24 protein-coding genes are annotated in these 23,430 nt (G+C 52.6%); 12 read left to right on the forward strand and 12 right to left on the reverse strand.

Translation table 11 applies throughout. From position 1 onward, the window contains the following. The first annotated feature begins 53 nt into the window (after positions 1-53). Complete coding sequence (locus SIB56_RS11165) at positions 54-2,936, forward strand: ABC transporter transmembrane domain-containing protein (protein WP_413327329.1); 2,883 nt, start codon at positions 54-56, stop codon at positions 2,934-2,936. Between the two features lie 7 nt (positions 2,937-2,943). Beyond that, positions 2,944-4,179, forward strand: coding sequence for an HlyD family secretion protein (locus SIB56_RS11170; RefSeq protein ID WP_413324011.1), 1,236 nt, complete (start codon positions 2,944-2,946; stop codon positions 4,177-4,179). A gap of 1 nt (position 4,180) precedes the next feature. On the opposite strand, the gene SIB56_RS11175 is transcribed toward SIB56_RS11170, so the two are convergent. Beyond that, on the reverse strand, positions 4,181-4,726 hold the full coding sequence (locus tag SIB56_RS11175) for an ecotin family protein (protein WP_413324012.1): 546 nt from the start codon (positions 4,724-4,726) through the stop codon (positions 4,181-4,183). 18 nt (positions 4,727-4,744) lie between these two features. On the opposite strand from SIB56_RS11175, the gene queC reads away from it, so the two are divergent. The 3 genes from queC to SIB56_RS11190 are packed head-to-tail and all read left to right on the forward strand — an operon-like array spanning position 4,745 to position 7,571. Then, the gene (gene queC, locus SIB56_RS11180) at positions 4,745-5,434 is read left to right on the forward strand and encodes a 7-cyano-7-deazaguanine synthase QueC (protein ID WP_413327331.1); all 690 of its coding nucleotides are present in this window, start codon (positions 4,745-4,747) and stop codon (positions 5,432-5,434) included. Beyond that, the gene (locus SIB56_RS11185; protein ID WP_413324013.1) at positions 5,431-6,738 is read left to right on the forward strand and encodes an anthranilate synthase component I family protein; all 1,308 of its coding nucleotides are present in this window, start codon (positions 5,431-5,433) and stop codon (positions 6,736-6,738) included. Before queC ends, SIB56_RS11185 begins: the two co-directional genes overlap by 4 nt. Next, entirely contained in the window at positions 6,735-7,571 is an 837-nt protein-coding gene (locus tag SIB56_RS11190) for an aminotransferase class IV (protein ID WP_413324014.1), read from the forward strand. The genes SIB56_RS11185 and SIB56_RS11190 overlap by 4 nt, the downstream gene beginning before the upstream one ends. Here the strand turns inward: SIB56_RS11190 and SIB56_RS11195 are convergent. Both SIB56_RS11195 and SIB56_RS11200 read right to left on the reverse strand, forming a co-directional pair. Further along, positions 7,561-8,373 (reverse strand): HAD-IIB family hydrolase, encoded by an 813-nt coding sequence (locus tag SIB56_RS11195; RefSeq protein ID WP_413324015.1) that lies wholly within the window; start codon positions 8,371-8,373, stop codon positions 7,561-7,563. The genes SIB56_RS11190 and SIB56_RS11195 overlap by 11 nt on opposite strands. Next, on the reverse strand, positions 8,370-10,100 hold the full coding sequence (locus SIB56_RS11200) for an alpha-amylase family glycosyl hydrolase (protein ID WP_413324016.1): 1,731 nt from the start codon (positions 10,098-10,100) through the stop codon (positions 8,370-8,372). Before SIB56_RS11200 ends, SIB56_RS11195 begins: the two co-directional genes overlap by 4 nt. Positions 10,101-10,169: 69 nt before the next feature. Here SIB56_RS11200 and SIB56_RS11205 point away from each other — a divergent pair, with 69 nt between their 5' ends. After that, positions 10,170-11,465 carry a glycosyl transferase gene (locus SIB56_RS11205; RefSeq protein ID WP_413327333.1) on the forward strand — a complete coding sequence of 432 codons (1,296 nt, stop codon included), beginning with the start codon at positions 10,170-10,172 and terminating at the stop codon, positions 11,463-11,465. Positions 11,466-11,720: 255 nt separating this feature from the next. After that, complete coding sequence (locus SIB56_RS11210) at positions 11,721-11,930, forward strand: DUF1830 domain-containing protein (RefSeq protein WP_413324017.1); 210 nt, start codon at positions 11,721-11,723, stop codon at positions 11,928-11,930. 170 nt (positions 11,931-12,100) lie between these two features. Here the strand turns inward: SIB56_RS11210 and SIB56_RS11215 are convergent, their stop codons facing one another. After that, a complete protein-coding gene (locus tag SIB56_RS11215) occupies positions 12,101-12,349 on the reverse strand; it encodes a DUF4278 domain-containing protein (protein ID WP_413324018.1) in 249 nt (82 codons plus the stop codon). Between the two features lie 202 nt (positions 12,350-12,551). Between SIB56_RS11215 and SIB56_RS11220 the strand changes: the two genes are divergently transcribed. Further along, positions 12,552-13,073: a hypothetical protein gene (locus SIB56_RS11220; RefSeq protein WP_413324019.1), complete on the forward strand. Its 522-nt coding sequence runs from the start codon at positions 12,552-12,554 to the stop codon at positions 13,071-13,073. Positions 13,074-13,275: 202 nt separating this feature from the next. Then, complete coding sequence (locus SIB56_RS11225; protein WP_413324020.1) at positions 13,276-14,343, forward strand: formamidase; 1,068 nt, start codon at positions 13,276-13,278, stop codon at positions 14,341-14,343. A gap of 224 nt (positions 14,344-14,567) precedes the next feature. On the opposite strand, the gene urtE is transcribed toward SIB56_RS11225, so the two are convergent. The 8 genes from urtE to ureE form a co-directional block, all read right to left on the reverse strand. Further along, entirely contained in the window at positions 14,568-15,296 is a 729-nt protein-coding gene (urtE, locus tag SIB56_RS11230; RefSeq protein ID WP_413324021.1) for an urea ABC transporter ATP-binding subunit UrtE, read from the reverse strand. Between the two features lie 54 nt (positions 15,297-15,350). Continuing rightward, complete coding sequence (urtD, locus tag SIB56_RS11235) at positions 15,351-16,100, reverse strand: urea ABC transporter ATP-binding protein UrtD (protein ID WP_413324022.1); 750 nt, start codon at positions 16,098-16,100, stop codon at positions 15,351-15,353. A gap of 37 nt (positions 16,101-16,137) precedes the next feature. Then, entirely contained in the window at positions 16,138-17,274 is a 1,137-nt protein-coding gene (gene urtC / locus SIB56_RS11240) for an urea ABC transporter permease subunit UrtC (protein ID WP_413324023.1), read from the reverse strand. A 22-nt stretch (positions 17,275-17,296) separates the two neighbouring features. Beyond that, positions 17,297-18,454: an urea ABC transporter permease subunit UrtB gene (gene urtB / locus SIB56_RS11245; protein ID WP_413324024.1), complete on the reverse strand. Its 1,158-nt coding sequence runs from the start codon at positions 18,452-18,454 to the stop codon at positions 17,297-17,299. 72 nt (positions 18,455-18,526) lie between these two features. Beyond that, positions 18,527-19,834 (reverse strand): urea ABC transporter substrate-binding protein, encoded by a 1,308-nt coding sequence (gene urtA, locus SIB56_RS11250; protein ID WP_413327336.1) that lies wholly within the window; start codon positions 19,832-19,834, stop codon positions 18,527-18,529. A gap of 139 nt (positions 19,835-19,973) precedes the next feature. Next, the gene (ureG, locus tag SIB56_RS11255; RefSeq protein ID WP_413324025.1) at positions 19,974-20,576 is read right to left on the reverse strand and encodes an urease accessory protein UreG; all 603 of its coding nucleotides are present in this window, start codon (positions 20,574-20,576) and stop codon (positions 19,974-19,976) included. Next, positions 20,576-21,247, reverse strand: a complete 672-nt coding sequence (locus SIB56_RS11260) for an urease accessory protein UreF (RefSeq protein ID WP_413324026.1) — start codon at positions 21,245-21,247, stop codon at positions 20,576-20,578. Before SIB56_RS11260 ends, ureG begins: the two co-directional genes overlap by 1 nt. Further along, positions 21,244-21,732, reverse strand: coding sequence for an urease accessory protein UreE (gene ureE, locus SIB56_RS11265; RefSeq protein WP_413324027.1), 489 nt, complete (start codon positions 21,730-21,732; stop codon positions 21,244-21,246). The genes SIB56_RS11260 and ureE overlap by 4 nt, the downstream gene beginning before the upstream one ends. Positions 21,733-21,830: 98 nt before the next feature. On the opposite strand from ureE, the gene SIB56_RS11270 reads away from it, so the two are divergent. The 3 genes from SIB56_RS11270 (at position 21,831) to SIB56_RS11280 (ending at position 23,427) form a co-directional block, all read left to right on the forward strand. Beyond that, positions 21,831-22,730, forward strand: coding sequence for an urease accessory protein UreD (locus SIB56_RS11270; RefSeq protein WP_413324028.1), 900 nt, complete (start codon positions 21,831-21,833; stop codon positions 22,728-22,730). Between the two features lie 63 nt (positions 22,731-22,793). Beyond that, positions 22,794-23,096, forward strand: a complete 303-nt coding sequence (locus tag SIB56_RS11275) for an urease subunit gamma (protein ID WP_413324029.1) — start codon at positions 22,794-22,796, stop codon at positions 23,094-23,096. Between the two features lie 10 nt (positions 23,097-23,106). After that, on the forward strand, positions 23,107-23,427 hold the full coding sequence (locus tag SIB56_RS11280; protein WP_413324030.1) for an urease subunit beta: 321 nt from the start codon (positions 23,107-23,109) through the stop codon (positions 23,425-23,427). The last annotated feature ends 3 nt before the right edge of the window (positions 23,428-23,430 follow it).

Consider the following 23,430-nt stretch of genomic DNA (forward strand, 5'->3'; position numbering starts at 1 on the left):
CATCAAACGAGCTCGAAGCGCTGCGCTCCAGATTTCTCGCTGAGGGACAAAACCTGCGCTTCAAGCCAGGGCAACCGCTTTGCGAAAAAGAATTCATACCTAGCCAAATTCTGCTGATCGAAAGCGGCAACGCTCGCCTTCTTGGGGATCAAGACGGACGACTGAGCACGATCGCTCGCCTGCAGGAGGGAAGTTTTGTGGGGTTGGCATCGCTCCTGCGTTGCGCTCCTTGTGAAGAAGTGAGAGCCGCATCCGAGCTTGTCGCTTACAGCCTCAAGGATGACGTGCTTCTCGAAATGGTCAAAACAGACGCCGCTATCGCAGCAGCCTGTCGTGACAACCTTTGGGAAGCTGAGCTGGCAGCCTTAGTTCAAATTCAACTTGAAAAGTCACCAAGTGAGTCTCGTCCAATAAGCAGCTTGTTAGCGGAACTGCTTCCAATGGCTCAGACGCTTGATGCATCCAACTCCGCCGCAGTTCAACAAGCTCTTACAGACGGAAAGCGAGTCTTCCTTGCCAGTCAAGTCAGCGAAACAGAGACGGTTTCGCTTGGAGATGAGCTCAGCCTCGCCGGCGATATCGACGCCTTACCCCTCGATCAGCATGGTCTGGCCGCGCGACTGATCGCACTCCCCGATTCAGCAGCGCAAACACTCGTTCCTTCAGAACAAACAAAACTAGTCAATCCTGAAGTAGTCACTTCAACCACCAGTAACAAGCTCAACGAAAAGCAGATCCCTCAAGCTCCTCTGCGGCCGCCAGTGAGTCGTTTCAACCAGAAGAACGAGGGAAATCGTGATTTCTTCGTTTCAGGAGAAGGAGTGCTGGAAGAAACACTTGCCTGCTTCCAGATGCTCACAAAGTTAATGAAACTACCGTTCCGTCGCGATGCGATCGAGCGGGTCCTGCGTGATCAACTGCGCCGCGGTCAGGCGCCAACACTCAGGCTCTGCGGCCAGATCGCTGCCGGCCTCGGCCTGCATGTGTCTGGAGCGAAGGTATCGACACAGATGGGAATGCGCCTGCAGACACCGACCATGGTGCCTTGGGGCGAAGCCTTTGCGTTGGCCATCCGCAGCGATGAGCGCGGCCTGCTCTTGGCCTCACCGAGTCAGGGGTTTGTGGAACTTGATGCGGATCAGTTGGAGCAGGCCTTCCCACAGGGAATCGATCTGCTGCTATTGGACCGCACGAGTACTACACCAGAACAGAAATTCGGACCTGCATGGTTCTGGCCAGCCCTGAAGCGCTACCGCGGTGTGCTGGTTCAGGTGCTGGCTGCAAGTTTTGTCGTGCAGCTTTTCACCCTCGCCAATCCCCTGCTAATCCAGGTGATCATCGACAAAGTGATCAACCAGCGCAGTCTCGACACCCTGCAGGTGCTGGGATTCGCTCTTGTCGCAGTCACCTTGTTGGAAGGAGTGCTGGGCAGTCTCAAAACCTATCTTTTCGCGGAAACCACCAACCGAATCGATCAGCGCCTAGGGGCTGAAGTGATCGATCACCTGCTCAGACTCCCACTCGGCTATTTCGACAAACGCCCCGTCGGCGAGCTGGGCTCTCGTATCAGCGAACTGGAAAAAATCCGTAACTTCCTCACCGGTCAGGCCCTGACGACTGTTCTGGATGCAGCCTTCTCCGTGATCTACATCGTGGTGATGCTGATCTACAGCTGGGTGCTCACTCTGGTTGCACTGGCCGTATTGCCGATCCAGATCGGCCTGACCCTCCTGGGAGCTCCTCTATTCCGCCGTCAGTACCGCAAATCTGCTGAAGCCAATGCATCCACGCAAAGTCATCTTGTTGAGGTCCTCACCGGGATTCAAACGGTGAAAAGCCAGAACGTGGAGATGATCAGTCGCTGGACATGGCAAGAGCGCTATGGCCAGTACATCAACCGCAGCTTTGAGCAGACCATCACAGGCACAACCCTGAGCCAAACCTCTCAGGTGTTGCAGAAGATCTCCCAGTTGCTGGTGCTCTGGGTGGGAGCCTCCTTGGTGCTGTCAGGAGATCTCACCCTCGGCCAATTGATCGCTTTCCGGATTATTTCGGGTTATGTGACGCAACCTCTACTTCGACTCTCGTCGATCTGGCAAACAATCCAGGAATTGCGAGTGAGCTTCGAGCGGCTGGCCGACGTCATCGACACCCCCCAGGAATCCAATGAGCAGGACAAAGCCAAGGTTCCACTTCCACCCATCGACGGTGCAGTGACGTTTGACAACCTCAGCTTTGCATTCAGTCCAGGAACGGCTCCTGTTCTCAATGATGTATCACTGCAAGTGAAAGCCGGCACATTCGTCGGCATCGTTGGACAGAGCGGCAGCGGGAAAAGCACACTGATGAAGTTGCTTCCACGACTGTATTCACCGGATCAGGGCAGGATCCTGATCGACGGTTACGACATCGACAAAGTCGAGCTCTACTCACTACGCAGACAGATCGGGATTGTTCCTCAGGATCCATTGCTCTTTTCAGGAAACGTCAACGAAAACATTGCGCTGACTCATCCTGACGCCTCCAGTGAAGAGATCGTTCTTGCCGCAAAGGTTGCATGCGCTCATGATTTCATCATGGAGCTGCCTGCTGGATACAGTACGCAGGTTGGCGAAAGGGGTGCATCTCTCAGCGGAGGGCAACGACAGCGGATCGCCATCGCTCGAACTCTTCTGGCTAACCCCAAACTGCTGGTGATGGATGAAGCCACAAGCGCACTCGACTATGAAACCGAGCGCAAGGTCTGCGACAACCTGATTCAGTCTCTCCATGACTGCAGCGTTTTCTTCATCACCCACCGCCTCTCAACCGTCAGGCGGGCCAATCTGATTGTTGTGATGCATCAGGGTGCGGTAGTCGAGCAGGGAACCCACGACGAACTGATGGAAAGTCGTGGTCGTTATTACGCCCTTTATCGCCAGCAGGAGGCAAACTGAGATGAGCATGAATTCCGACAACAACGACACAAGCAACACAGCTGGCGAATTGGTCAAAAAAGCTCGCTCAGCTTTGGAGAAACGAATCACAACAATCTCAGATCAAGACAATGTGCTTCAACAAAGCCGTTTCTGGATGAAAACGGTCACCTGGAGCCTGATCGGCACCACTGTGATCGGTATCAGCTGGCTGGCCATTGCTCGCACCGAAGAAGTTGTTGTGGCAACCGGAAAACTTGAACCGGTTGGCAGTGTCAAAGACGTGAGGATCCCTCCCGGCGGCGTGGTGGAAACAATCCTCGTAAAAAATGGTCAGCGAGTCAAAAAAGGAGAGGCTCTGATCCAACTCGATCAGGAAAGCAGCGGCGAACAACTCAAGTCTCTCATCAAAGGTGTTGATGAGAAAACAACTCAGATCAGTCAGAAGCAGCAACAACTCCTGCTCAAGAAACTGGAACGTGAACGCACCCTCGATCTGAATCGCGAACAGGTGGCCAGCGCCCGAACCAACCTCAGCCTCGAGCAGGAAATCCTCGAACGCTATTCAGGCCTATCAACAGACGGTGCAGTGCCTGAACTGCAGTACCTGCAGCAGTTGAACAGAGTTCAGGAAATCCAAGGTGAACTAACCAAACGTGAGATTGATGGTCGACGTCAGGTCAACCAGGTTGACCAGCAGATCGAGCAACTCAATGCCGAATTGGCTGGTCTGCGCAGTGAACGTGCCCAACTCAACGCCAACCTCACCGAAGTGCGGGTGACCAACAAAAACCAAATTTTGCGCGCACCGGTAGATGGAATCGTGTTTGATCTGAAGATCAATAACCCTGGCTTCATCTCTCAGTCGATGTCGTCTGAGGTGATGTTGAAGGTGGTGCCCTTCAACACACTTGAAGCCAATGTGATGATCCCGAGCAACAAAATTGGCTTCGTAAGAACAGGACAACCAGCCGACATCAGCATCGACTCTTTCCCAGCCAGTGACTTCGGAGTGCTGGAAGGGACCGTTGAATCTTTGGGATCTGACTCACTTCCTCCCAACCCAGAACAGATGCGCCAGGAATACACCTACCCAGCAGTGATCAAATTGGATAGTCAACAACTCAAACTCAAAAGCGGCAAACAGTTACCACTGCAGGTGGGTATGTCACTCACAGCCAACATCAAACTGCGCAAGGTCAGCTATTTGCAGCTGTTACTGAACAGCTTCCAAAGTAAAACTGACTCTCTACGGCAGCTGTGATTCAAAGCTGCAGACCATTGTGCTGACGGGTCTCCGCCTTCCAGATCCGCCAGCGCAGCTGCAAGGTGTCGGGCAGATCCACAACGATCGGCCAGGCCGCGTTGTACGGCACCAGATAAGGCTGCTTGCCCAATGAAAGGAAGGAACTCTTGCTGGACTGATCATCAGGACAGGCCATCTTCGTGCTGATCACAGCAACTGGGCCCTTAACTTCAAACAGAGCCTTTCCTGAAGCCCTGGGCAGCATGCGCATGGTCATCCCCGAGCCTGCAAGACGCTGCACATTGCAGTCGAGCATGACCGTCTGGCCCACGATCAGCTGAATCCGCCAGTCGATCGGTTTCGCGGAGATCAATGGATCCGAACTCCTGGGCAGCAGGCCCGGTGGCTGAATCACCCAGCGCTTCAGCCCGGGAGCTGGATTGGGATAGCCACTCAGATTCAGCCGGGGTACGGCAAAACAGGGTGCTGAAACGAGCAGGGCCAGAGACAAACCACCAGCCAGGCTGGCAATCGGTTTCAACAGCTGATGCGGAGGCTTCATCATCACCCCGTGGGCAACAGAATGCTCAGCATGACCAATTTCACAGCGATTGCCCTCTTGTCAGGCGGACTGGATTCCGCCACAGCGGCAGCCCTGGCAATCGAAGCCGGCGGACGCGTGATCGGACTCTCCTTTGATTACGGTCAGCGCCATCGTCGTGAACTGCAGGCGGCCTGCCAAATCGCGGAAGCTCTGAACCTGACGGAGCACCACACCATCAGCGTGAACCTGGCCAGCTGGGGTGGATCGTCACTCACCGATCAACAACAGACATTACCGACCAATGGCGTACAGGAGGGAGTCATCCCGACCACCTATGTGCCAGGACGCAACACGGTGTTCATCAGCATCGGCCTCAGCCTCGCCGAAGCTCGCAACGCCGAATGCGTCGTGCTCGGGGTCAACGCCGTCGACTACTCGGGATATCCCGATTGTCGGCCCGACTACCTGGCAGCTTTTCAGACCCTTGCCAACCTCAGCAGCAAAGTGGGTCGTGAGGGCCATGGACCCAGACTTTGGGCACCTCTGGTGGAATGGAGCAAACAACGGATCGTGGAGGAAGCCCTGCGACTGGGTGTGCCCATCGGGTTTACCTGGAGCTGCTACAGCGGAGGCAGTAAACCTTGCAGTGTCTGCGACAGCTGTCGCATTCGTGATGCGGCCCTGCGTGATGCAGGTCGACCCGACCTGTGCAGCAGCGCGAACCGATGACCCTGCTGCGCAGGCGGTTTGCATGGCTCGAGCCCGAGCTAGTCGCTGAAAGCCTGGCCTGCAGCCACGGTGAGCAGGGGCTGATCTGGCTTGACGGCGACGGCAGCGAGCTGGGACGGCACATCATCCTTGCGGCCGATCCTGTGGAGCATCGCTGCTGCCGAGGACTTCCTGGTGACCCCGGCGCCACAAATCCCTTCACAACCCTGCGAAAACTCAGTTCAGGACACTGGACCGGATGGCTCAGCTATGACGCTGCAGCCTGGACTGAGCCCGCCAACCCCTGGCGTCGCGATGTGATGGCCACTCTCTGGATCGCACGACATGACCCCGTGCTGCGGTTTGATCTTCAATCCAGAGAAGTTCATCTGGAGGGGATCGACCCTGAACGCCACGCTGCCATGGCCAGTTGCCTGGAAACCCTGAGCACTGAAAAACGCCATCCACGCAAGTGGCCAATGCTGGGCTGCAGCTGGCATCGCCACAGCGACCGCTCCAGCTATATGGCTGGCGTGAGCCGGATCCGTGAGTTGATTGCCAGCGGCGATCTGTTCCAGGCCAACCTCACCAGCTGCACCAGCAGCAGCATCGATTCTGAGGTCGACAATTTGGATCTCTACAGGCGGCTGCGTCATCAATGCCCTGCTCCCTTCAGCGGTCTGCTGGTAGGCAATGGAACTGCAGCAGGTGAAGCGGTGCTCTCAACTTCACCGGAGCGTTTTCTGCAGGTAGAGCCCGATGGTGCTGTGCAGACACGGCCGATTAAAGGAACACGGCCGCGCCATGCCGATCCCGTCATCGACGATGACCTCGCAGCTGACCTGGTCTGCAGTGCCAAGGATCGTGCGGAAAACGTGATGATCGTCGATCTGCTTCGCAACGATCTCGGACGTGTCTGCCGTCCGGGATCGGTGCAGGTACCTGAGCTTGTACGCCTTGAGAGCTATGCCCGGGTCCACCATCTCACTTCAGTCGTGACCGGACAGCTGAGACCGCAAGCTACATGGGTGGATCTGCTGGAGGCGAGCTGGCCAGGGGGTTCGATTACGGGCGCGCCGAAACTGAGGGCCTGCCAACGTCTGCATGAGCTGGAAACTCAGGGACGCGGTCCCTATTGCGGGTCGCTGCTTCATCTCGACTGGAATGGTCGCTTCGACAGCAATATCCTGATCCGAACCTTGCTGCGCAAAGACGAACAACTACGTCTCCATGCCGGGTGCGGAATTGTGGCTGACTCCGATCCTGAGGCTGAAGCCGACGAACTCGACTGGAAACTGCTGCCCTTGCTGGAGGCACTCACATGAACGCCGAAGCGATCGGCTGGAGCAACGGCGAATGGAACAGTGCTGATGCTCTGGGTATCCCGCTTACGGATCGAGGTCTGCAACTTGCTGACGGATTGTTCGAGACGATCCTGGTCCAGGATGGACAAATCCGACTGCTGAACGAACATTTGCAGCGTTGGCAGCGAAGTGCCGCATGGCTCGGCATGGCAGCGCCTCCTGGTGCAGAAGAGCTGAAAGAACTCATCAGCGAAGCGATAAACAGAACCACACTGAACCGTGAAGGTTCAGCAGGAGCACTGCGTCTCAACTGGAGCCGCGGCAGCTCATCCGGGCGCGGAATCGGCTTGCCAAGCGATGATCCAAATCCAACTCGGCACCGATTCTGGCTGACTCTTCAACCCCATCAGCCCGGCTTTGAGCCGATAACAGCCTGGGTCAGCGTGCTTGAACAACGCAACCCCAACAGTGTTCTGAGCCGTTGCAAAACCCTCGCCTACGGTCAGTCAATCCAGGCCAGACGTGAAGCTCAGGAACAGGGAGCCGACGTGGGTCTGCTGTGCAACACGAGCAACGATCTCTGCTGCGCTGATAGCGCCAATCTGCTGGTGCATCGGCAGGGCGAATGGATCACTCCGCCCCTGAGCAGCGGTTGCCTGCCGGGAGTGATGCGGGCAAAGGCCGTGGAGCAGGGAATGGTCAGAGAAGCCTCGCTCGGGGAGGAGCTGAATGCACACGACAACGTGCTGCTGATCAACAGCCTCAGCTGCAGATCTCTGAAGGCGGTGAACGGAATGGTCCTGAATCCCTGGTCGGAGCCTGAACGGCTATGGCAACAACTGATCAGTGGCTGAAGCCCTGCAACCCCGGAATCAACTGCAGCACAGACACCGACCATCCCTCAGCATGAGGTGCTGGCGCCAGATGAAAGCGGCCCTCATCCACAGCGGACTGAAGCTCAGGATGCACTCCGGCCGGTCCCGGAACCACCACCGCAGAGTCACCAGCCTCCAGCAGCGGCAGATCATTCGGAGAATCCCCCAGGGTGAGAACCTTCACACCGGAAGCGCCAAGGCGTTGCTTGAGGGTCTGCAGTGCCCGGCCCTTGCTCACACCGGCACCCAGCAAATGGCCCATGCGATTGCCCTGAACCACACACAGCTGCTGCATCTCAGCCAGCACCTGAAGACGATGCCGAGATTCAGGAGTCTTCGGTGGGACAAAAGGAACGCTGCACTGACGGCGCTGTGCCTGCTTCAGAGCTTCACCGCTGAGACCTAGAAGCCGAACGGCGTCAGCTTCACTGAGATCATCCAGGGCCAGGAGCGGCTCCCCGAGCTCATGCTGCAGATCGGCAAGTTGCGGTCTGAGTTGTCTCCAGGATGGGCCAAGATCCTGCTGCCAAAGCTGACCGTTAGCGGATTCTCCATAGATGGCTCCTCCATTTTCGACAATGAACGGATCGTGGAGATCCGCCAGTTCACGAAAACGAAGCACTTCCTCTGCCGTCTTGCTCGTGCAGGGGATCACAGGAATGCGGTGACGCTGCAGGCAACGGATCGCACCCATCGCCGCCGACCAGTCGTAGTGATGGTCCATCAGCGTGCCGTCGAGATCAGTCACCACCCACCAGTTGGGTTTTGAAATCTCCGTCATGACTGCACCAGCCAGAGCACGGCATACGGCTCCAGTGCATGCCGCCTTCGCGGAATAAAACTCTGATCAGTGAGGCGATCCACCCACACAACATCATCACGCCCGCCAAGAAGGGTTGGATCAAAGGTCAGGCGAGAGGGGGTGAAATTATGTACGGCCACAAGACTGTGACCCTGATGGGAGCAACGCAGAACGACACGATCCACACGATCCACGCTGAGTACTTCCAGCCGGCTGTCGGGATGGAGGGCCTGCAGCTCGGCCCGCACCGATAGGGCTCGCCGCAGAGTCGTCAGAACAGCGGTTGCATCACTGTCGGGATCATCAAGACGCCGTTCAAGCGCCGCTGCTTTGAACTGAGGCCGATTGAGGTCCCGGCGATGACCACTCTGTCGAAAGCGCCCAAGATCGTTCGGGCTGGCAAGCAGGGCAGGGAGATAAAAGGCCGGAATTCCTGGAAGCACCAGTTTCAGGAGTTCAGTGAGTAGAAAGCGTTCACGCTGCAGGTGGGCTGGATCCACACCCCCATCCGCCATGGCGCTCCACCAGCTGATGTTGATCTCATAGGGCACTTCGACACCATCAGCCAGGCGACGGTGACTCACCAAACCCCCACGCTGCTCGCAGGCAATCAACAGATTCAACAGACGCTGATGAGACATCAGACCCTCCAGTGGTCTCAGGCCCACGCCGTCATGGCACGCCGTGAAGTTGAGCAACGCCGTTGAATTGGGAAGCTGAGGCCAGCGTGACAACCAGCTGTTGAGCAGATCAGCAGAGCCGCTCATGGTTGCTTCCATCAACAGGGGAGGCAGTGGGAAGTTGTAGGCGAGATGAGCTTCACAACCACTGCGCAGGTAGGAGAGATTCTCCTGCTCAGGAACGTTGGTCTCCGTCACCACCACACCCTGTCCACCGCAGGCATGCGTCAACAGATAACGCAGCACCTCCACGAGTCGATGGACCTGGGGACGGTGAATGCACGCTGTGTTCGGCTCCTTCCAGACAAAACCAACCGCATCGAGTCGAATCCAGCGAACGCCATGGGCAAGCTTCTGCTTGAGCAGACGGGTGAAACCGAGCAGAACTTCGGAGCAACGCCAATCCAGGTCAACCTGATCCGGGCCAAATGTGGTCCACACCTGGCGGCAACCCTCCGAGCCCTGCAGGGTTGTGAACAGTGCTGAACTTCGGGGACGGACCACATCATCCCAACAGGGATCAGGTGCAGCCTCAAGCACGCAGAAACGACCTGGCTCCTCATCTCGCAGAAACTGACGCACCCAGGGATGGGATGCCGACACATGATTGAGCACCAGATCCGCCATCAAGCGACGCCCCTCAGCCAGGGCCGCAAGGTCACTCCAGTCGCCATGACGGGACTCCAGCCGTTCATGGCTGGACACTGCGAATCCGCCATCACTCGTGGCCTCGAGAAACGGAAGCACATGAATCACGGGAGCAAAGATCGCGAGATGGCGATTCACGAAGCTGCAAAGTCCCTGCAATCCAGGTTTTGCATCATCCACTACAGAATCCGCATAGGTGATCAGCACCACATCGTCTCGCTTCCAGCAGTGGTTGCCGACTGTGGGATCGGCGTGCACTGAAGCCGGACCGAGAATTTGCAGCAATTGCGACGACAGGGCCTGGAGATCCCCGGAAGAATCCTCGGGATAGAGATCGCTCAGCAGGTTTCGCAGCGTTTCTTCGCTCGGAGCCTGCATCACGTTTCACCTGAGCTGCGCTCAGGTATGAAACAGGTTCCTCTCCACTGTTGTCGCATCGAACACCGCATGGATTTTCAGCAAAGCCTGATCACCACGGTTCATGATTACAGCCTTGGAAATCTCGACGCCATCGAGTTCAACAAGGAGCTTCAGCAAAGGCCCACAGCACTGCTGATCCCTTGCCTGATGGAGGAATTCAACAGGCCGGCGCTGAGCCTGATCCGTGACACGCTGTCCAAGCTGACAGGACTGTCCTGTCTGGTGATCGCCCTTTCCGCTGAAAGCAGCGAGGACGTCGCAGCAGCTGAGGCCTTCTTCGCCGACATGCCGTTCCCGGTGCAGGTGCACTGGACCAACGGCCCGGCCGTGAGGGAGGTGCTCTCTTCCATGGGCAGCCTGGGCCTGGATCTGACAGGCCCCCCCGGCAAGGGCTGGGCAGTGTGGCAAGGGCTGGGAGTTGCTTGCCAGCAGGCGGAGGTGGTCGGACTGTTTGACGCAGACATCCGCACGTTTGGGTCGGGCTATCCAGAGCGGATGCTGCGCCCGTTACTCAACCCATCCCATGGCATGGCCTACGTCAAGGCCTTCTACAGCCGACTGTCGCTGGAAACCCAGGCTCTGCAAGGGCGTGCGACACGACTGTTTGTCGGGCCCTTACTGGCAAGCCTGGAACAGATCTTCGGCACACTGCCCTACCTCCGCTACCTGCAGACCTTCCGGTATCCACTGGCTGGGGAGTTCGCGTTCACGCGTGATCTGGCGATGAATCTGCGAATCCCATCCGACTGGGGTCTGGAAATGGGATTGCTCTCTGAGGTGTATCGGCACGTCGCACCCAGCCGGATCACGCAGGTGGATCTTGGGCTGTTCGATCACAAACACAAAAGCCTGGGCGAAAAGCCTGGCGAAGGACTGCAACGCATGGCCAGTGAAATCTTCTGCACCGTGCTGCGCAGCCTGATGGAGCATGAGGGATGCGTGATGTCGATGGATCAGCTGCCCACTCTGGAAGTGCTGTATCGACGTGTCGGAGAAGACCGAGTTCGTCAGTTCGGACTCGACTCTGCCATCAATCGACTGCCCTATGACCGCCATGGCGAAGAGCTGGCTCTACATCGATTTGCAGACTTGCTGCGTCCGAGCCTGAGCAGGCTGCTTGCATCACCGATCGCGCATCAGCTGCCCAGCTGGTCGCGGCTGAACAGCTGCAATCCCTCCTTTGCCATGGACCTCGCGCAAGCCGGAAGAGCAGGCCGCCAGTCACATAGCTACACGCCAAGTGCCATCAGGCTCAGACGACCGAACCATTCACCATCAACACTGCAGGTTCGAAGCAACCCGTCAACAACTGCAGCGGCTTGAGACCTGATCCGCAATCAAACTCTTTGCTGGATACGCAGGGATCACCAACCCTATGTGTAACAAGCTGAACTTATTGTGGTGTTGCAACAACTACCAAAACCATAGACTTGGTATCATTGCTGAAAACTGAGACAAAGAAATTAGCGTTTTGGTGACCAATTAGACATTTGCGCAGTCGGTTCCTTAGGACATTAGTAGAAAGATCTTTACAGGCTTCAAATGATCGAGTGTGTGTACCGAAACGAAACCAACAAAATGGTCATCGTTAAATGCATTGGCGAACTTCATTTTTACCTTGAAAAAGTCGTCATGCCAAAGGAATGGTTCTGGTTTGAAGCTCCAAAAGAAGCCAGACTGGAGTTCTGGAAAATGTCTCCATATGGCAAGATGCTTGATATTCGTGCATATGTCACTGACTATGCAATAGACCAGGAATCTATGCAGGAGTCAGCATGGGCGAGTTGACACATCCCGCTCAAAGGCCGACACCCCATCCTGAAGTGCACGTAATAATGCTTCGGGTAAAATAGATAAGCACTGGGCAAGTGCAGAATGGAACTATCGTTCACACCTCAGAGCCTTCAAAACGATGAAGCAGCGATTAGCACCTGATCAAGAGAAAATTCAAACCCACATCATTTGATGTAGGAAATGCCGCGGTAAATCAAATGCTTGGTTGAACAAGGCTGCAAAGGCAGACCAATCAGTTCAGCCGTGCGCTTGGAACGAATGAATCCATCAGGAAGACAAAGCACCTGCTCAGCCGAGACTTGCCTCTGACGTGACTGGTACGTCGCCCTTCGATAGGTGAGGGTCACCCGAGGCTTTTCAACCGTCAGAACTTTTGACTCGTAGCGATTGCCACGAAAAATGAGTGTTGACATGTTCAATCCGAAGTCAATCCAAGTCCCCGTTCCATGGCCTGGAGTGATTGCGCCATGCTCAGAGCAAGTGAGCAAGGTGAACGAATTCGTAGCAAGAGCTACAAGTTCAACCTGAAGGCGCGTCCTATAAAAGTAAAGTTCAGTCCGTCAAATCGACACAAAACGTAGCGATTGGCGGTGGGTTCTATTCGAATAACTCAGCATGCAAGTACACAATAAAACGTTCACTCAGGCACTCGTCATTGCAAGTATCAGCCTAGGCATGGGTTGCTCATCAAACGAGCGCGGAAATCCGAGCAGGTCAAACCTGGAAGTGCCGGCAAGCAGAGCAAAGATCGGAGATGTGCTCGTCAAGACGAAATCAATCGAAGTGATATTAACTTCATCGTTCAAACCAGGTCAGCCGAATGGTCTTTATGACGGAGGAGTGAAAGCCATCACAAAGACAGGCGAGGCATCTCTGCACGAAGTGAACGCAGTCTGCAGTATGCCTGGGCTGCCTGGCTGGCCTGACTACGACAACATTTATGGGAAACCAATATCCAAAATTGAGGAGGCGGGGAAAGAAGGTGGCAATACGCAATGGCAACTACTGCTGAGATTTAATGGCGAAGTGATCTCCAAAGGAAAACAAGAAGCTCCCATCTGGGCACGACGATTGGCGCAAAATCTATGCCGTAAGGGTGAATTCGACGATAAAAACATTGACGCCAGCAATTCTTAGCAAAAATCCACACTCTGCATGGGGTCAATCCAGCAATATTTTCCAATTTAGAATGAAAATTTAAGGCAATTAAAAAATAACAAGCTAACTATAAATTGATACAAAATTGATCTCGCGAATCAGCAATGTCGTGAAATGTGACTGTTACTACCTGATGATTTTATGGAAAATGAAACCATGAAGATGGTCATCATTTTTATCAATGGCAAGCACAGGAAGCGTCAGTTCATGGGACGAAGCATTGCTCACAGCAATGGTTCAATATCCTGTCCCTGTAATTACAGGTCCACAGGATATTCAGGTACAGGTCGACAAGATCTGCACATGCCTAGCAAACACAAAGGCTGGCTACCCGGACCTGGATCTCATTGTCTTTCCCGAATACTCAACACAGGGCCTGAACACAAAAATCTGGACCTACGATGAGATGTTACTGCGCATCGATTCGCCAGAAATCGATCGATTCCGCCAAGCATGTAAGGACAATGATGTATGGGGTGTATTTTCCCTCATGGAAGTAAATGACGATCCCAGTCTTCCACCTTTCAACACTGCAATCATTATCAACTCTGATGGAGAGATTGCACTGCACTACAGAAAGCTTCAACCGTGGGTACCCATCGAACCCTGGTCCCCTGGTAACTATGGGATGCCGGTCTGTGATGGCCCTAAAGGTTCAAAACTGGCAGTTTGCATTTGCCATGACGGAATGTTCCCGGAGCTTGCTCGAGAAGCGGCCTACAAAGGAGCCAATGTCTACATCAGAATTTCAGGTTATTCAACCCAGGTCAATGATCAATGGATCTTGACCAACCAAACCAATGCTTGGCAGAATTTGATGTATACAATCTCTGTCAACTTGGCGGGTTACGATAACGTCTTCTATTACTTCGGGGAAGGAACAGTCTGTAACTACGATGGCAATGTGATCCAACAAGGCCAAAGAAATCCCTGGGAGATCGTAACTGCAGAGCTTTTCCCACGCCTTGTTGACAAAGCAAGAGAAAACTGGGCGCTTGAAAACAATATCTTCAACCTTGGATGCAGAGCTTATGTCGGCAAGCCTGGTGGCGAAAAGGAAAACTATCTCACCTGGGTCAAAGATCTTGCCAACGGCGAATACAAACTTCCATGGGATGCAGACATCAAAGTCAGAGATGGTTGGAAGTACTATCCAGATGGAGTGCAACTAGGTCCTATGCCTGCATCGACAAATGGCCATAGTGCTGAAGCGCCCTCGATCAAGGAGGAAGCACCAGCCATGGCATAGGAGTCTGCACCACATCCAGGTCAATGAATACAAGCCTCAGGTTTTCACCTGAGGCTTTTTTGTGCACCATAACAATTGGCAGTTAAGATATTAAATGCAGTCCTAAGATACCAACAAATCAAATAACTCAATACAAAATATCGATGCTAGTGAACCTCATAATTCAAAATGAAACAACGTCATAAAAGAATCACAACAAGGGCATTAATCAAAGACAAAGCTAATCAGACTGTCAAGAACTCTTCAATCACAGCATCAGACAGACTTCCTGTGGGTCCACTGGAAACAATGCCACCACGCTGCATTGCATAATAGAAACTTGACTTTTTAACAAAGTGAAGATGTTGCTCAACCAGCAGTACACTGATTCCTGTATCTCGCACAATGCGTTGTACAGCATTCTCAATATCAAGAATGATAGAAGGCTGAATTCCCTCAGTGGGCTCATCCAGTAGAAGAAGTTTTGGCTTACCTAGCAGAGCTCGCGCGATAGCGAGTTGCTGCTGTTGACCACCACTAAGATCTCCACCACGCCGATTCAGGAATTGCTCAAGAATCGGAAAGAGCTCAAAAACAATCGGATCAATATGACGATTTTTGGAAAGGCCGCCAGGTAAAGACTCCATACCTAGGAGTAAATTCTCCTTGACTGTGATGCGAGGAATAATGTCGCGACCTTGTGAGACATAGCCAATTCCCTGCCTGGCACGTTGATAAGGAGCCTGCCTTTGAAGCAATTGACCATCATACTCAATCGTGCCACTTTCTTGATTCAAGAGTCCAATAATCGTCTTCAGAAAAGTTGTTTTTCCCACCCCATTCCGGCCAATCATACAAATCATTTGACCCTCAGGAATATGAAGATCTACATTCCGGAGAATGTGACTCTCCCCATAGTAAACGTTCAATCCAGAAACCTGTAGAATCGTCTTTGTTGCTGTTGAAGGAGCCATAACCAGTTAAATTTGAACAAGAAGAAATGTAGAAAATATTTTAGAAATCATAAATTAGCCATCGTCAGATTGACCAAGATAGACTTCAATTACTCTGGGATCTTGTTTCACATCATCAATCATGCCCTGCGTCAATAGTTGACCTTGATGTAGCACAGTGACTGGTGCACCTAGATCTCGAATAAATTCCATATCATGCTCAATCACAACAACTGTATGATCCCCTGCAAGAGATTTAATCAGCTCTGCAGTTCTTGCCGTTTCCTCGTCAGTGAGACCAGCAACAGGCTCATCAAGCAAAATGACATCCGGAGCTTGTGCAACCAACATAGAGATGGCCAACCATTGCTTCTGGCCATGAGAGAGTGAGCCAGCATCGACTTTCGCGTAGGGCGCCAGCCCCACATAATCCATAATTCGATGAACCTCATCTTTAACAACCGAAGTCAAAGATTCAAACATTAATTTGAATGGTGACTTGCTGGGTGAGGCCGCAAATTCAAGATTTCGCAGAACAGACAAGTTTTCAAACACACGCGGAGTTTGGAATTTGCGGCCAACCCCAAGTCTTGAGATTTTCTGTTCGGATAGTCCGAGAATACTCTGACCACGTAACGAAACAGAGCCTTTTGTTGGTTTTACCTTGCCGGTGATGACATCAAGAAACGTAGTTTTCCCTGCGCCGTTCGGCCCGATAATTGAGCGAAGTTCGCCAGGATAGAGTGCAAGTGAAAGATCAGTCAGAGCGAAGAAGCCATCAAAATCAACACTGACATCATCCAGTTCAAGAATTGGTGTTGGCATAATTTAAGAAAAGGTGGAAAGGTCAATAGATAGTGGACTATTTCTGAACAATGGTTTTTGGCTCGAAATTAATCTGCTCATCAACATCGATGCGCGGGTAGGTTTTTGACTTTCTAGAAATTCCAAATGCAGCAAGCATTGAGGTCAAACCACCCTTCGTGAACCAGCCATAAATTCCGTCTGGCATCAAAACCACTACAAAAATAAAGAGACCGCCTTGAACAAAAAGCCAGGCTTCCGGCAATGCCTCACTGACAAGACTTCGCAGGTAATTAACTAAAACAGCACCAATGATAGGACCTATCAACGTTCCTCTCCCGCCAACTGCAACCCAAATGACCATTTCAATAGACATTGAAATTGCCATGTATTGTGGTGAAACAATTCCAGATTGAACTGTGTAAAGCGCTCCGGAAATGCCAGCTAGTCCACCGGCAACAAGAAAAACGATAACCTTAAATGGAACAGGATTAAAACCGGTGAAACGCACTCGCGCCTCATCGTCTCTGATACCGATCAGCGCATCTCCAAAACGACCGCTTGTTAAAAATTTGCACAAAAGATAAGCAAGCGGTAGAAGCACTAGGGTAATTCGGTAAAAAACTATTTGTGCATCATCAGAGCCTACAATCATTCCAAAAAGCTCGGTTGTAGATGTTTTCAAACCATTAGTTCCATTAACAAGCTTTTGCTGACCGTTGAAAAAATGGTAAAATACCATCAACGTTGCTTGAGTAATGATTGAGAAATAAACGCCCTTAATTCGATTCCTGAAGATAAGATAACCTACCAAGCCAGCTATCAATGCTGGAATAATCCAAATGGCAATCACCGTAACGGGTAACGACCAGAATGGCTGCCAGAAGAAAGGAAGATTATCAACACCATAATTTTCAAAAAACTTAGGCAAACCATTAGCACCTGTGGTGAAATCATTATTGGTGACCAGAAGCAAATGCATCGCAATTGCATATCCGCCAAGCGCAAAGAAGATGCCCTGCCCAAGACTTAGAAGCCCTGTGTAACCCCAGATTAGATCAATTCCAAGAGCAACAATTGCCAAAGAAAAGTACCTTCCAAACAGATTCAAGCGGAATTGCGAAAGGATTGCAGGCAGAACAAAGAAGGCAAAAGCCAGAAGAATCCAAGGGACGAGACGGCGAAAGAGTTTCATGATGAATCAGGTGAAGAAAAAATCAGACTTCAACCGAGCGACCCTTTTGAGGGAACATGCCGGTCGGCTTGAACTGCAGGAAGGCAATAATAAAAATAAATATCAGCACATAAGACATGCTTGTAGTTGCAAAGAACTCAACTACTGAAGCAGCTGAAGCAGGCATATCTGGGAACGCAATCAGCAGCGAACCAGAACCAATGATTGATTGAATAATACCCAGCATCAATGAAGCAATAACTGTTCCTACAAGATTTCCTACACCGCCTAAAACAATCACCATAAAACAGGAAACAATATAAGCCGCACCTAAATTCGGTCCGACCGATCCCAACAAAGTGATCGCAGCACCGGCAACTCCCGCCAAACCCGATCCGATTCCAAAAGTAATACTGTCGACACTGTCTGTTGGAATACCTAAACAGTTACTCATCTGACGATTCTGTGTAACAGCCCTGATACGCAAACCCCAAACACTTTTGGTTAAAAACCAGGCGACTAGTGCGAGCAACAAGAACGACAAAACGATGATAAATATACGAATGCCCGGAAGCTCGATCCCGGCAATTGATCCCCAACTTCCTTGTAACCATTTAGGCGCCGTCACATCAATATTTCGAGGGCCAAACCAAGGCTTTGCAAGCACTTTTGACCCAGACATAGCCGTAATGGAAAAGAATCCGAGAACCGCGGAAATCAGCCAAAAGAGACCAGACAGGTAGGGATAAAATTGAGCCTTACGAAGTTTTAGTGGTGCGAATTTACGAGCTGAGAATCCAATAATCAAAGCAATGGCAATTCCAAGTGCCATACTTGTCGATACGCTCCGAATAAATTGAATCAAAACGAGACTGACACCCCATGTGGCAAGTAATGTTTCGAGAGGGCGTCCATATAACTGCCGGATCAATGTTCTCTCTAGAAGAACACCAACCAAAGCAGTGACCATGAACGCGAAGAAAAGAGCGACAATGTAATAGAGCTGAAAGATGCCATCTCCCAATGGCTTGAACATATTTTGAGTGACGAACGTCACATATGCGCCAACCATCATCAACTCACCATGTGCAAGATTGATGACACCCATCAATCCAAACACAATTGCCAGGCCGGTTGCAGCTAGCAGAAGGACGGCACCAATACTGATACCATCGAGTAGCTGTGAAAAAATTAATTCCATGAGTTCATAGAAAAAAAAAGATGAGCCTCAAGTAATTGTGGCTCATCTAAGGAATGATTTCAGACGTAATAGTTACATCTTGAACTTACCTGCATCGGGACGATCTTGAGTCCAGTCGCACTTATAGCCCTTGGTTTCTGGAACATATTGATTCCAGGTAATTGGTGAAACTGGTGTCTTGCTATCCCAGAGAATCTTGAACTGACCATCGTCCTGTGCCTCACCAATTCGGACAGTTTGAGAGATGTGGTGGTTGGGGTACATCTCGATCGGACCTTGAGGTGCATCAAGCTTGATCCCGATCAGAGCAGTTCTAACCGCATCGAGATCTTCATAGGTACCAGCCTTCTCCACAGCTGCCTTCCAGAGGTAAACCATGTTGTATGCAGACTCCATCGGGTCATTGGTGACTCGATCGTCTCCATACATTGAGAGGAATGCTTCATTGAAATTATTTGCAGCCTCTGTACCTAGAGACATGAAATAATTCCAGGCTGCATAGGTACCACCGACATATTCAGGACCAATTTGTCTGATCTCCTCCTCTGCGATTGAGAATGACATAATCGGGTACTTATCAGGAGTAATTCCAGCAGCTTTGAATTGCTTAAACAATGCCACATTGGAATCACCATTTAGAGTATTAATGATAATCCCGCCGTCGGGGAACTCCTTTTTGATTTTGGCAATAATTGGAGCAACTTCAGTATTCCCCAGGGGTATGTAGTCTTCGCCTACCGTTTCCCCTCCGAGACTCTTGACTTGCTCTTTGATGATTGTATTAGCAGTTCGAGGGTAGACATAATCAGAACCAACTAGGTAGACTTTTTTGCCATACTTATCAGCAAAAGTCTCAAAAAGCCAATCAACAGCTGGTTCAGCTTGTTGATTTGGAACTGCACCCGTATAGAAGATATTTTTGGAACATTCCTGACCTTCGTATTGAATGGGGTAGAAGAGGAAATGATCCTTTGCTTCATATACTGGAAGCATCGCCTTGCGACTGGCAGATGTCCATCCACCAAAGACAACAGCTACGCCGTCGGCATCAATGAGCTTCTGAGACTTTTCAGCAAATGTTGGCCAATCGGACGCTCCATCCTCCGAAGTGGACACAATTCTGAAGCTTTTGCCGTCAATTTTGACGCCACCAGCATCATTAATCTCTTTGATTGCCATCTCCTCTGTTTCTTTGAGGGTGGTTTCGGAGATGGCCATAGTTCCACTCAGAGAGTGAAGGATGCCGACTTTGATGTCCCCATCAAAATTGCCAGCTGAATCACTACCGCCACCACTTCCACCACCACAAGCTGTGACAGAAATGCCCAGCGCAGAGGCAGCAAAGCCGGCGATAAGACGCTTTGAAAGCGAGGATTTCATTGCACGTTCAAAGAATTGATTGAGCGCCGACCATGTCAGCTCATCAACCATGAACGCTCGAATAAACTGAATTTGTGTCTGCTGCTACCAATTCTTTTTTGAAAGTCGGTCGAAAATTTAAGAGGTATCTATTGCAACATTAAACAGGTAGTTGTTGCAACAAAAACTGTTCGACCGTGTTTACACCCTCACCTGAATTGAGGTTGGTAAAGCACCAAGGGCGACCCTGACGCATGATCCTTGCATCGCGAGCCATCACATCAAGGCTGGCCCCGACAAGAGGAGCAAGATCGATTTTATTGATCACTAAAAAATCAGATCGTGTGATTCCTGGACCTCCCTTGCGGGGAATCTTGTCACCAGCAGCAACATCAATGACATAAATGCACTGATCAACCAGCTCTGGGCTGAAGCTTGCAGCAAGATTGTCGCCGCCACTTTCAACAAAGACCAGATCGAGACTGGGGAATTGAGTTTCCAACTCAGTGACCGCTGCACGATTGATCGAGCAATCCTCACGTATTGCCGTATGGGGACAACCCCCTGTCTCTACACCCCGGATACGATCTGGATCTAACGCCCCAACGCGAGTCAGGAACTGAGCATCTTCCTGCGTATAGATATCATTGGTGACAACAGCTAATTCCAGCTGATTCCGCATTCTTCGGCAGAGAGCTTCAACCAATGCGGTCTTGCCAGAGCCTACGGGCCCTGCAACACCGAGACGCAACTTACTGGCCATCAGCTTCTGAACAGACGGGAATACAGCTCAGCATGGGCCATCTGAGCCATCGAGGCACCTACACCTCCCGACCAAAGCTGACGCGGATTGGCTCCGCAGAGCTCTTTGGCTGTTAAGGCAATTCTGGGAAGCAAACGATGCTGAATCACCTGAGCCCGCGTGGGTCCCAATGGCAACAGTCGCACCGTCGAACTGAGCTGATTGGCAACCCAGCCGTAGAGGTAGCCCTCAACCATCTCCTGTTCAGACACCTGAAGCGACAGTGCCGCCCAAGCCCAAGCTGCCGGCCAAGCAAGGGGCAGTAGCTGGGGAAGGGGGTGTCCCATCTCTGCCATGAGCTGAAGCAATGAGCCCCCCATCTGACGCTGCTGGGCCCTGACCATGGAAGCCTCACGGTTTGCCAGAAGCCATCCATTGAGATCTCGAATCCGGTTCCGTGCATCCAAATCCGCATGGGTGGACCAACACAGCAAATCTTCGGCCAAATGACTCAGCGCAGCGGCTTCAAAGCGCAAAGCACCTTGCTGGAGCTCTGCATTCAACCAATGCTCCACTTCCTGTTCATCTTTGAGAGCTCCGGACTGAATCAATGACTCAAGCCCCTCTGAATAACTAAACGCTCCAACCGGCAGAGCAGGACTAACCAACTGCAGCAATGAGAGGGTCGTCATGTCGAGGCGACTCCATGACCATGCGAATGTCCACCCCCGTAGGCACCACCTTCAGGCAAAAACGCGCGGTTGCAGGAGCTCACCTTGAGTCCGCGACTGCGCAACATCGAAGCCAGAACCGCGTCATCAGGCAGGAATAGTTCCTGTTCATGCAGCTCGAGTGCCACATGGCGATTCCCCAGGTGATAAGCAGCCTGAAGCAGCTCAAGCAGCGTCACTGCGCTCACCCTCAGCAAAGGCTCGGAAGCCGCGATCACTTCCACCTGCAGCGTCATCTCCCCATCCATCAACCGATCGCCGGGTTGAAGCGCCTGGTCCCGCGGTAACTGCAACAACACTTCCTTTCCACATCGCGTTCGGCGGCGGGCTCGCAACACCATGCGCTCGTCTGCAGTCAATGGCAGTTCCATCTGACGATCCTTCCGAACACCGCATGAATGATTGGCAGCGAGGCGATGCTCCAACACAATCAGACTCTCAAGCACTGCTGCTTCCCGTCAGATGCTGAGACTGCCGGGCAGCCAACTGACTTTTGGTGTGGATTGCTACAGAGCCTTGACGATCAAGCATCGAGCGTGGCCCCATGCAACGACTCGAGCCCTGGCACGGCCACTGCCAGTTGACCTTTCAGCGCAGTGGTGATCACACCCGCCACCAGGGAGGCTGCAGCGCACCATTCAAAATGCTGCGCGCGGAGAAAGGTGAGAACGGTCGCTGTGAACTGCCGTTGCTGCATACAGCGGGGGGGCTGGTCGGAGGAGATCAGCTGAGTATCGAACTCACACTCGAACCCAACAGCCGAGGTCTGGTCACAAGTGTGGCGGCGCAGAAGATTTACGGCTCGGTGGGTCGCAGTCAACTCGAACCGAGAGGCCGCTGGGCATGTCAACACGTGCGGTGCCATCTTGACAAGCAGAGTGACTTGGAGTGGTTGCCGCAGGAACTTGTGGTTTTCGCCGACGGGCTCTATGAACAGCATTTCATGGTGCAGCTACATGCTGACGCATCATTCCTCGGTACAGAAATAGTGCGTCTGGGCCGGACCGCCTCAGGTGAATCGCTCCAGCAGGGTCAATGGCGATCAAACCTATCGATTCAACGTTGCAACAGGAACAACGGGCGACCGGAGGACTGGGAGCTCGTGGATCGGATTGAATTAGGAGGTGACGCCGTCAACGACCTGCACGGCCTCAATAGCAAGCCAGTCTTTGGTTCATTGGTGTGGGCCGCACCAATGAACCTTGAGGAATCCCGCATCAGCAACTTGCTGAGCGACGTCCGCTCCGACAGAGAAGGCCTCAGTGGAACCATGAGCTGCAGTGCTCTGCATCAAGGTCTGGTAGCGCGCTACGTCGGAACCTCCAGCCGGGATGCTCGCTTCTGGTTCAGTCGAATCTGGGCACGAACCAGAGCTCTGCGCAAACTGCAGGCACCACGCATTCCACGCGTGTGGCCACTGCAGGAAGCACCACTGCAGCGCTGATAGTTCAGAACGAACACTGCAGCAACCATGACAACTACACACTGGAGCTGACCAAGGCCTCCCATGCAACTCAGCCCCCAGGAAAAAGACAAACTCCTGATCGTGACCGCAGCCCTGCTGGCCGAACGCCGGCTCAAGCGAGGCCTCCATCTCAATCATCCTGAAGCAGTTGCCTGGCTCAGTTTTCTGATCCTGGAAGGGGCCCGTGACGGCAAAAGCGTGGCCGAACTGATGCAGGAAGGCACCACCTGGTTACGCCGTGATCAGGTGATGGAAGGCGTCGCAGCGCTGGTGCAGGAAGTGCAGATCGAAGCTGTCTTCCCCGATGGCACCAAGCTCGTGACGCTTCACGACCCGATCCGCTGAGACCTCACCGATGACAACCCTGATTCCTGGCGAACTTCTGCCCGAGCCTGGCGAGATTGAACTCAATGCGGGCCGGCCCATTACCACCATCAGCGTTGCCAACGGCGGTGATCGGCCTGTGCAGGTGGGCTCTCATTTCCACTTTGCGGAAGCCAATGCAGCTCTCCAGTTCGACCGAGCGGCCGCCCGTGGTCAGCGGCTCGACATCCCTGCTGGAACAGCCATCAGGTTTGAGCCGGGAGACAGTCGCGACGTCAACCTGGTTCCGTTCGCCGGTGACCGTCGCGTGATCGGTTTCAACGGCCGCATCAACGGACCACTCGACGCCTGATCC

This window comes from Synechococcus sp. MIT S9503 (assembly GCF_047304175.1).
GTDB lineage: Bacteria > Cyanobacteriota > Cyanobacteriia > PCC-6307 > Cyanobiaceae > Synechococcus_C.

Bases quoted from the DNA above. Each gene is read 5' to 3' on its own strand.
- SIB56_RS11170 (WP_413324011.1), top strand. From the start codon at position 2,944: ATGAATTCCGACAACAACGACACAAGCAACACAGCTGGCGAATTGGTC.
- SIB56_RS11175 (WP_413324012.1), bottom strand. From the start codon at position 4,726: ATGATGAAGCCTCCGCATCAGCTGTTGAAACCGATTGCCAGCCTGGCT.
- queC (WP_413327331.1), top strand. From the start codon at position 4,745: ATGCTCAGCATGACCAATTTCACAGCGATTGCCCTCTTGTCAGGCGGA.
- SIB56_RS11185 (WP_413324013.1), top strand. From the start codon at position 5,431: ATGACCCTGCTGCGCAGGCGGTTTGCATGGCTCGAGCCCGAGCTAGTC.
- SIB56_RS11190 (WP_413324014.1), top strand. From the start codon at position 6,735: ATGAACGCCGAAGCGATCGGCTGGAGCAACGGCGAATGGAACAGTGCT.
- SIB56_RS11195 (WP_413324015.1), bottom strand. From the start codon at position 8,373: ATGACGGAGATTTCAAAACCCAACTGGTGGGTGGTGACTGATCTCGAC.
- SIB56_RS11200 (WP_413324016.1), bottom strand. From the start codon at position 10,100: ATGCAGGCTCCGAGCGAAGAAACGCTGCGAAACCTGCTGAGCGATCTC.
- SIB56_RS11205 (WP_413327333.1), top strand. From the start codon at position 10,170: ATGGATTTTCAGCAAAGCCTGATCACCACGGTTCATGATTACAGCCTT.
- SIB56_RS11210 (WP_413324017.1), top strand. From the start codon at position 11,721: ATGGTCATCGTTAAATGCATTGGCGAACTTCATTTTTACCTTGAAAAA.
- SIB56_RS11215 (WP_413324018.1), bottom strand. From the start codon at position 12,349: ATGTCAACACTCATTTTTCGTGGCAATCGCTACGAGTCAAAAGTTCTG.
- SIB56_RS11220 (WP_413324019.1), top strand. From the start codon at position 12,552: ATGCAAGTACACAATAAAACGTTCACTCAGGCACTCGTCATTGCAAGT.
- SIB56_RS11225 (WP_413324020.1), top strand. From the start codon at position 13,276: ATGGCAAGCACAGGAAGCGTCAGTTCATGGGACGAAGCATTGCTCACA.
- urtE (WP_413324021.1), bottom strand. From the start codon at position 15,296: ATGGCTCCTTCAACAGCAACAAAGACGATTCTACAGGTTTCTGGATTG.
- urtD (WP_413324022.1), bottom strand. From the start codon at position 16,100: ATGCCAACACCAATTCTTGAACTGGATGATGTCAGTGTTGATTTTGAT.
- urtC (WP_413324023.1), bottom strand. From the start codon at position 17,274: ATGAAACTCTTTCGCCGTCTCGTCCCTTGGATTCTTCTGGCTTTTGCC.
- urtB (WP_413324024.1), bottom strand. From the start codon at position 18,454: ATGGAATTAATTTTTTCACAGCTACTCGATGGTATCAGTATTGGTGCC.
- urtA (WP_413327336.1), bottom strand. From the start codon at position 19,834: ATGAAATCCTCGCTTTCAAAGCGTCTTATCGCCGGCTTTGCTGCCTCT.
- ureG (WP_413324025.1), bottom strand. From the start codon at position 20,576: ATGGCCAGTAAGTTGCGTCTCGGTGTTGCAGGGCCCGTAGGCTCTGGC.
- SIB56_RS11260 (WP_413324026.1), bottom strand. From the start codon at position 21,247: ATGACGACCCTCTCATTGCTGCAGTTGGTTAGTCCTGCTCTGCCGGTT.
- SIB56_RS11270 (WP_413324028.1), top strand. From the start codon at position 21,831: ATGCAACGACTCGAGCCCTGGCACGGCCACTGCCAGTTGACCTTTCAG.
- SIB56_RS11275 (WP_413324029.1), top strand. From the start codon at position 22,794: ATGCAACTCAGCCCCCAGGAAAAAGACAAACTCCTGATCGTGACCGCA.
- SIB56_RS11280 (WP_413324030.1), top strand. From the start codon at position 23,107: ATGACAACCCTGATTCCTGGCGAACTTCTGCCCGAGCCTGGCGAGATT.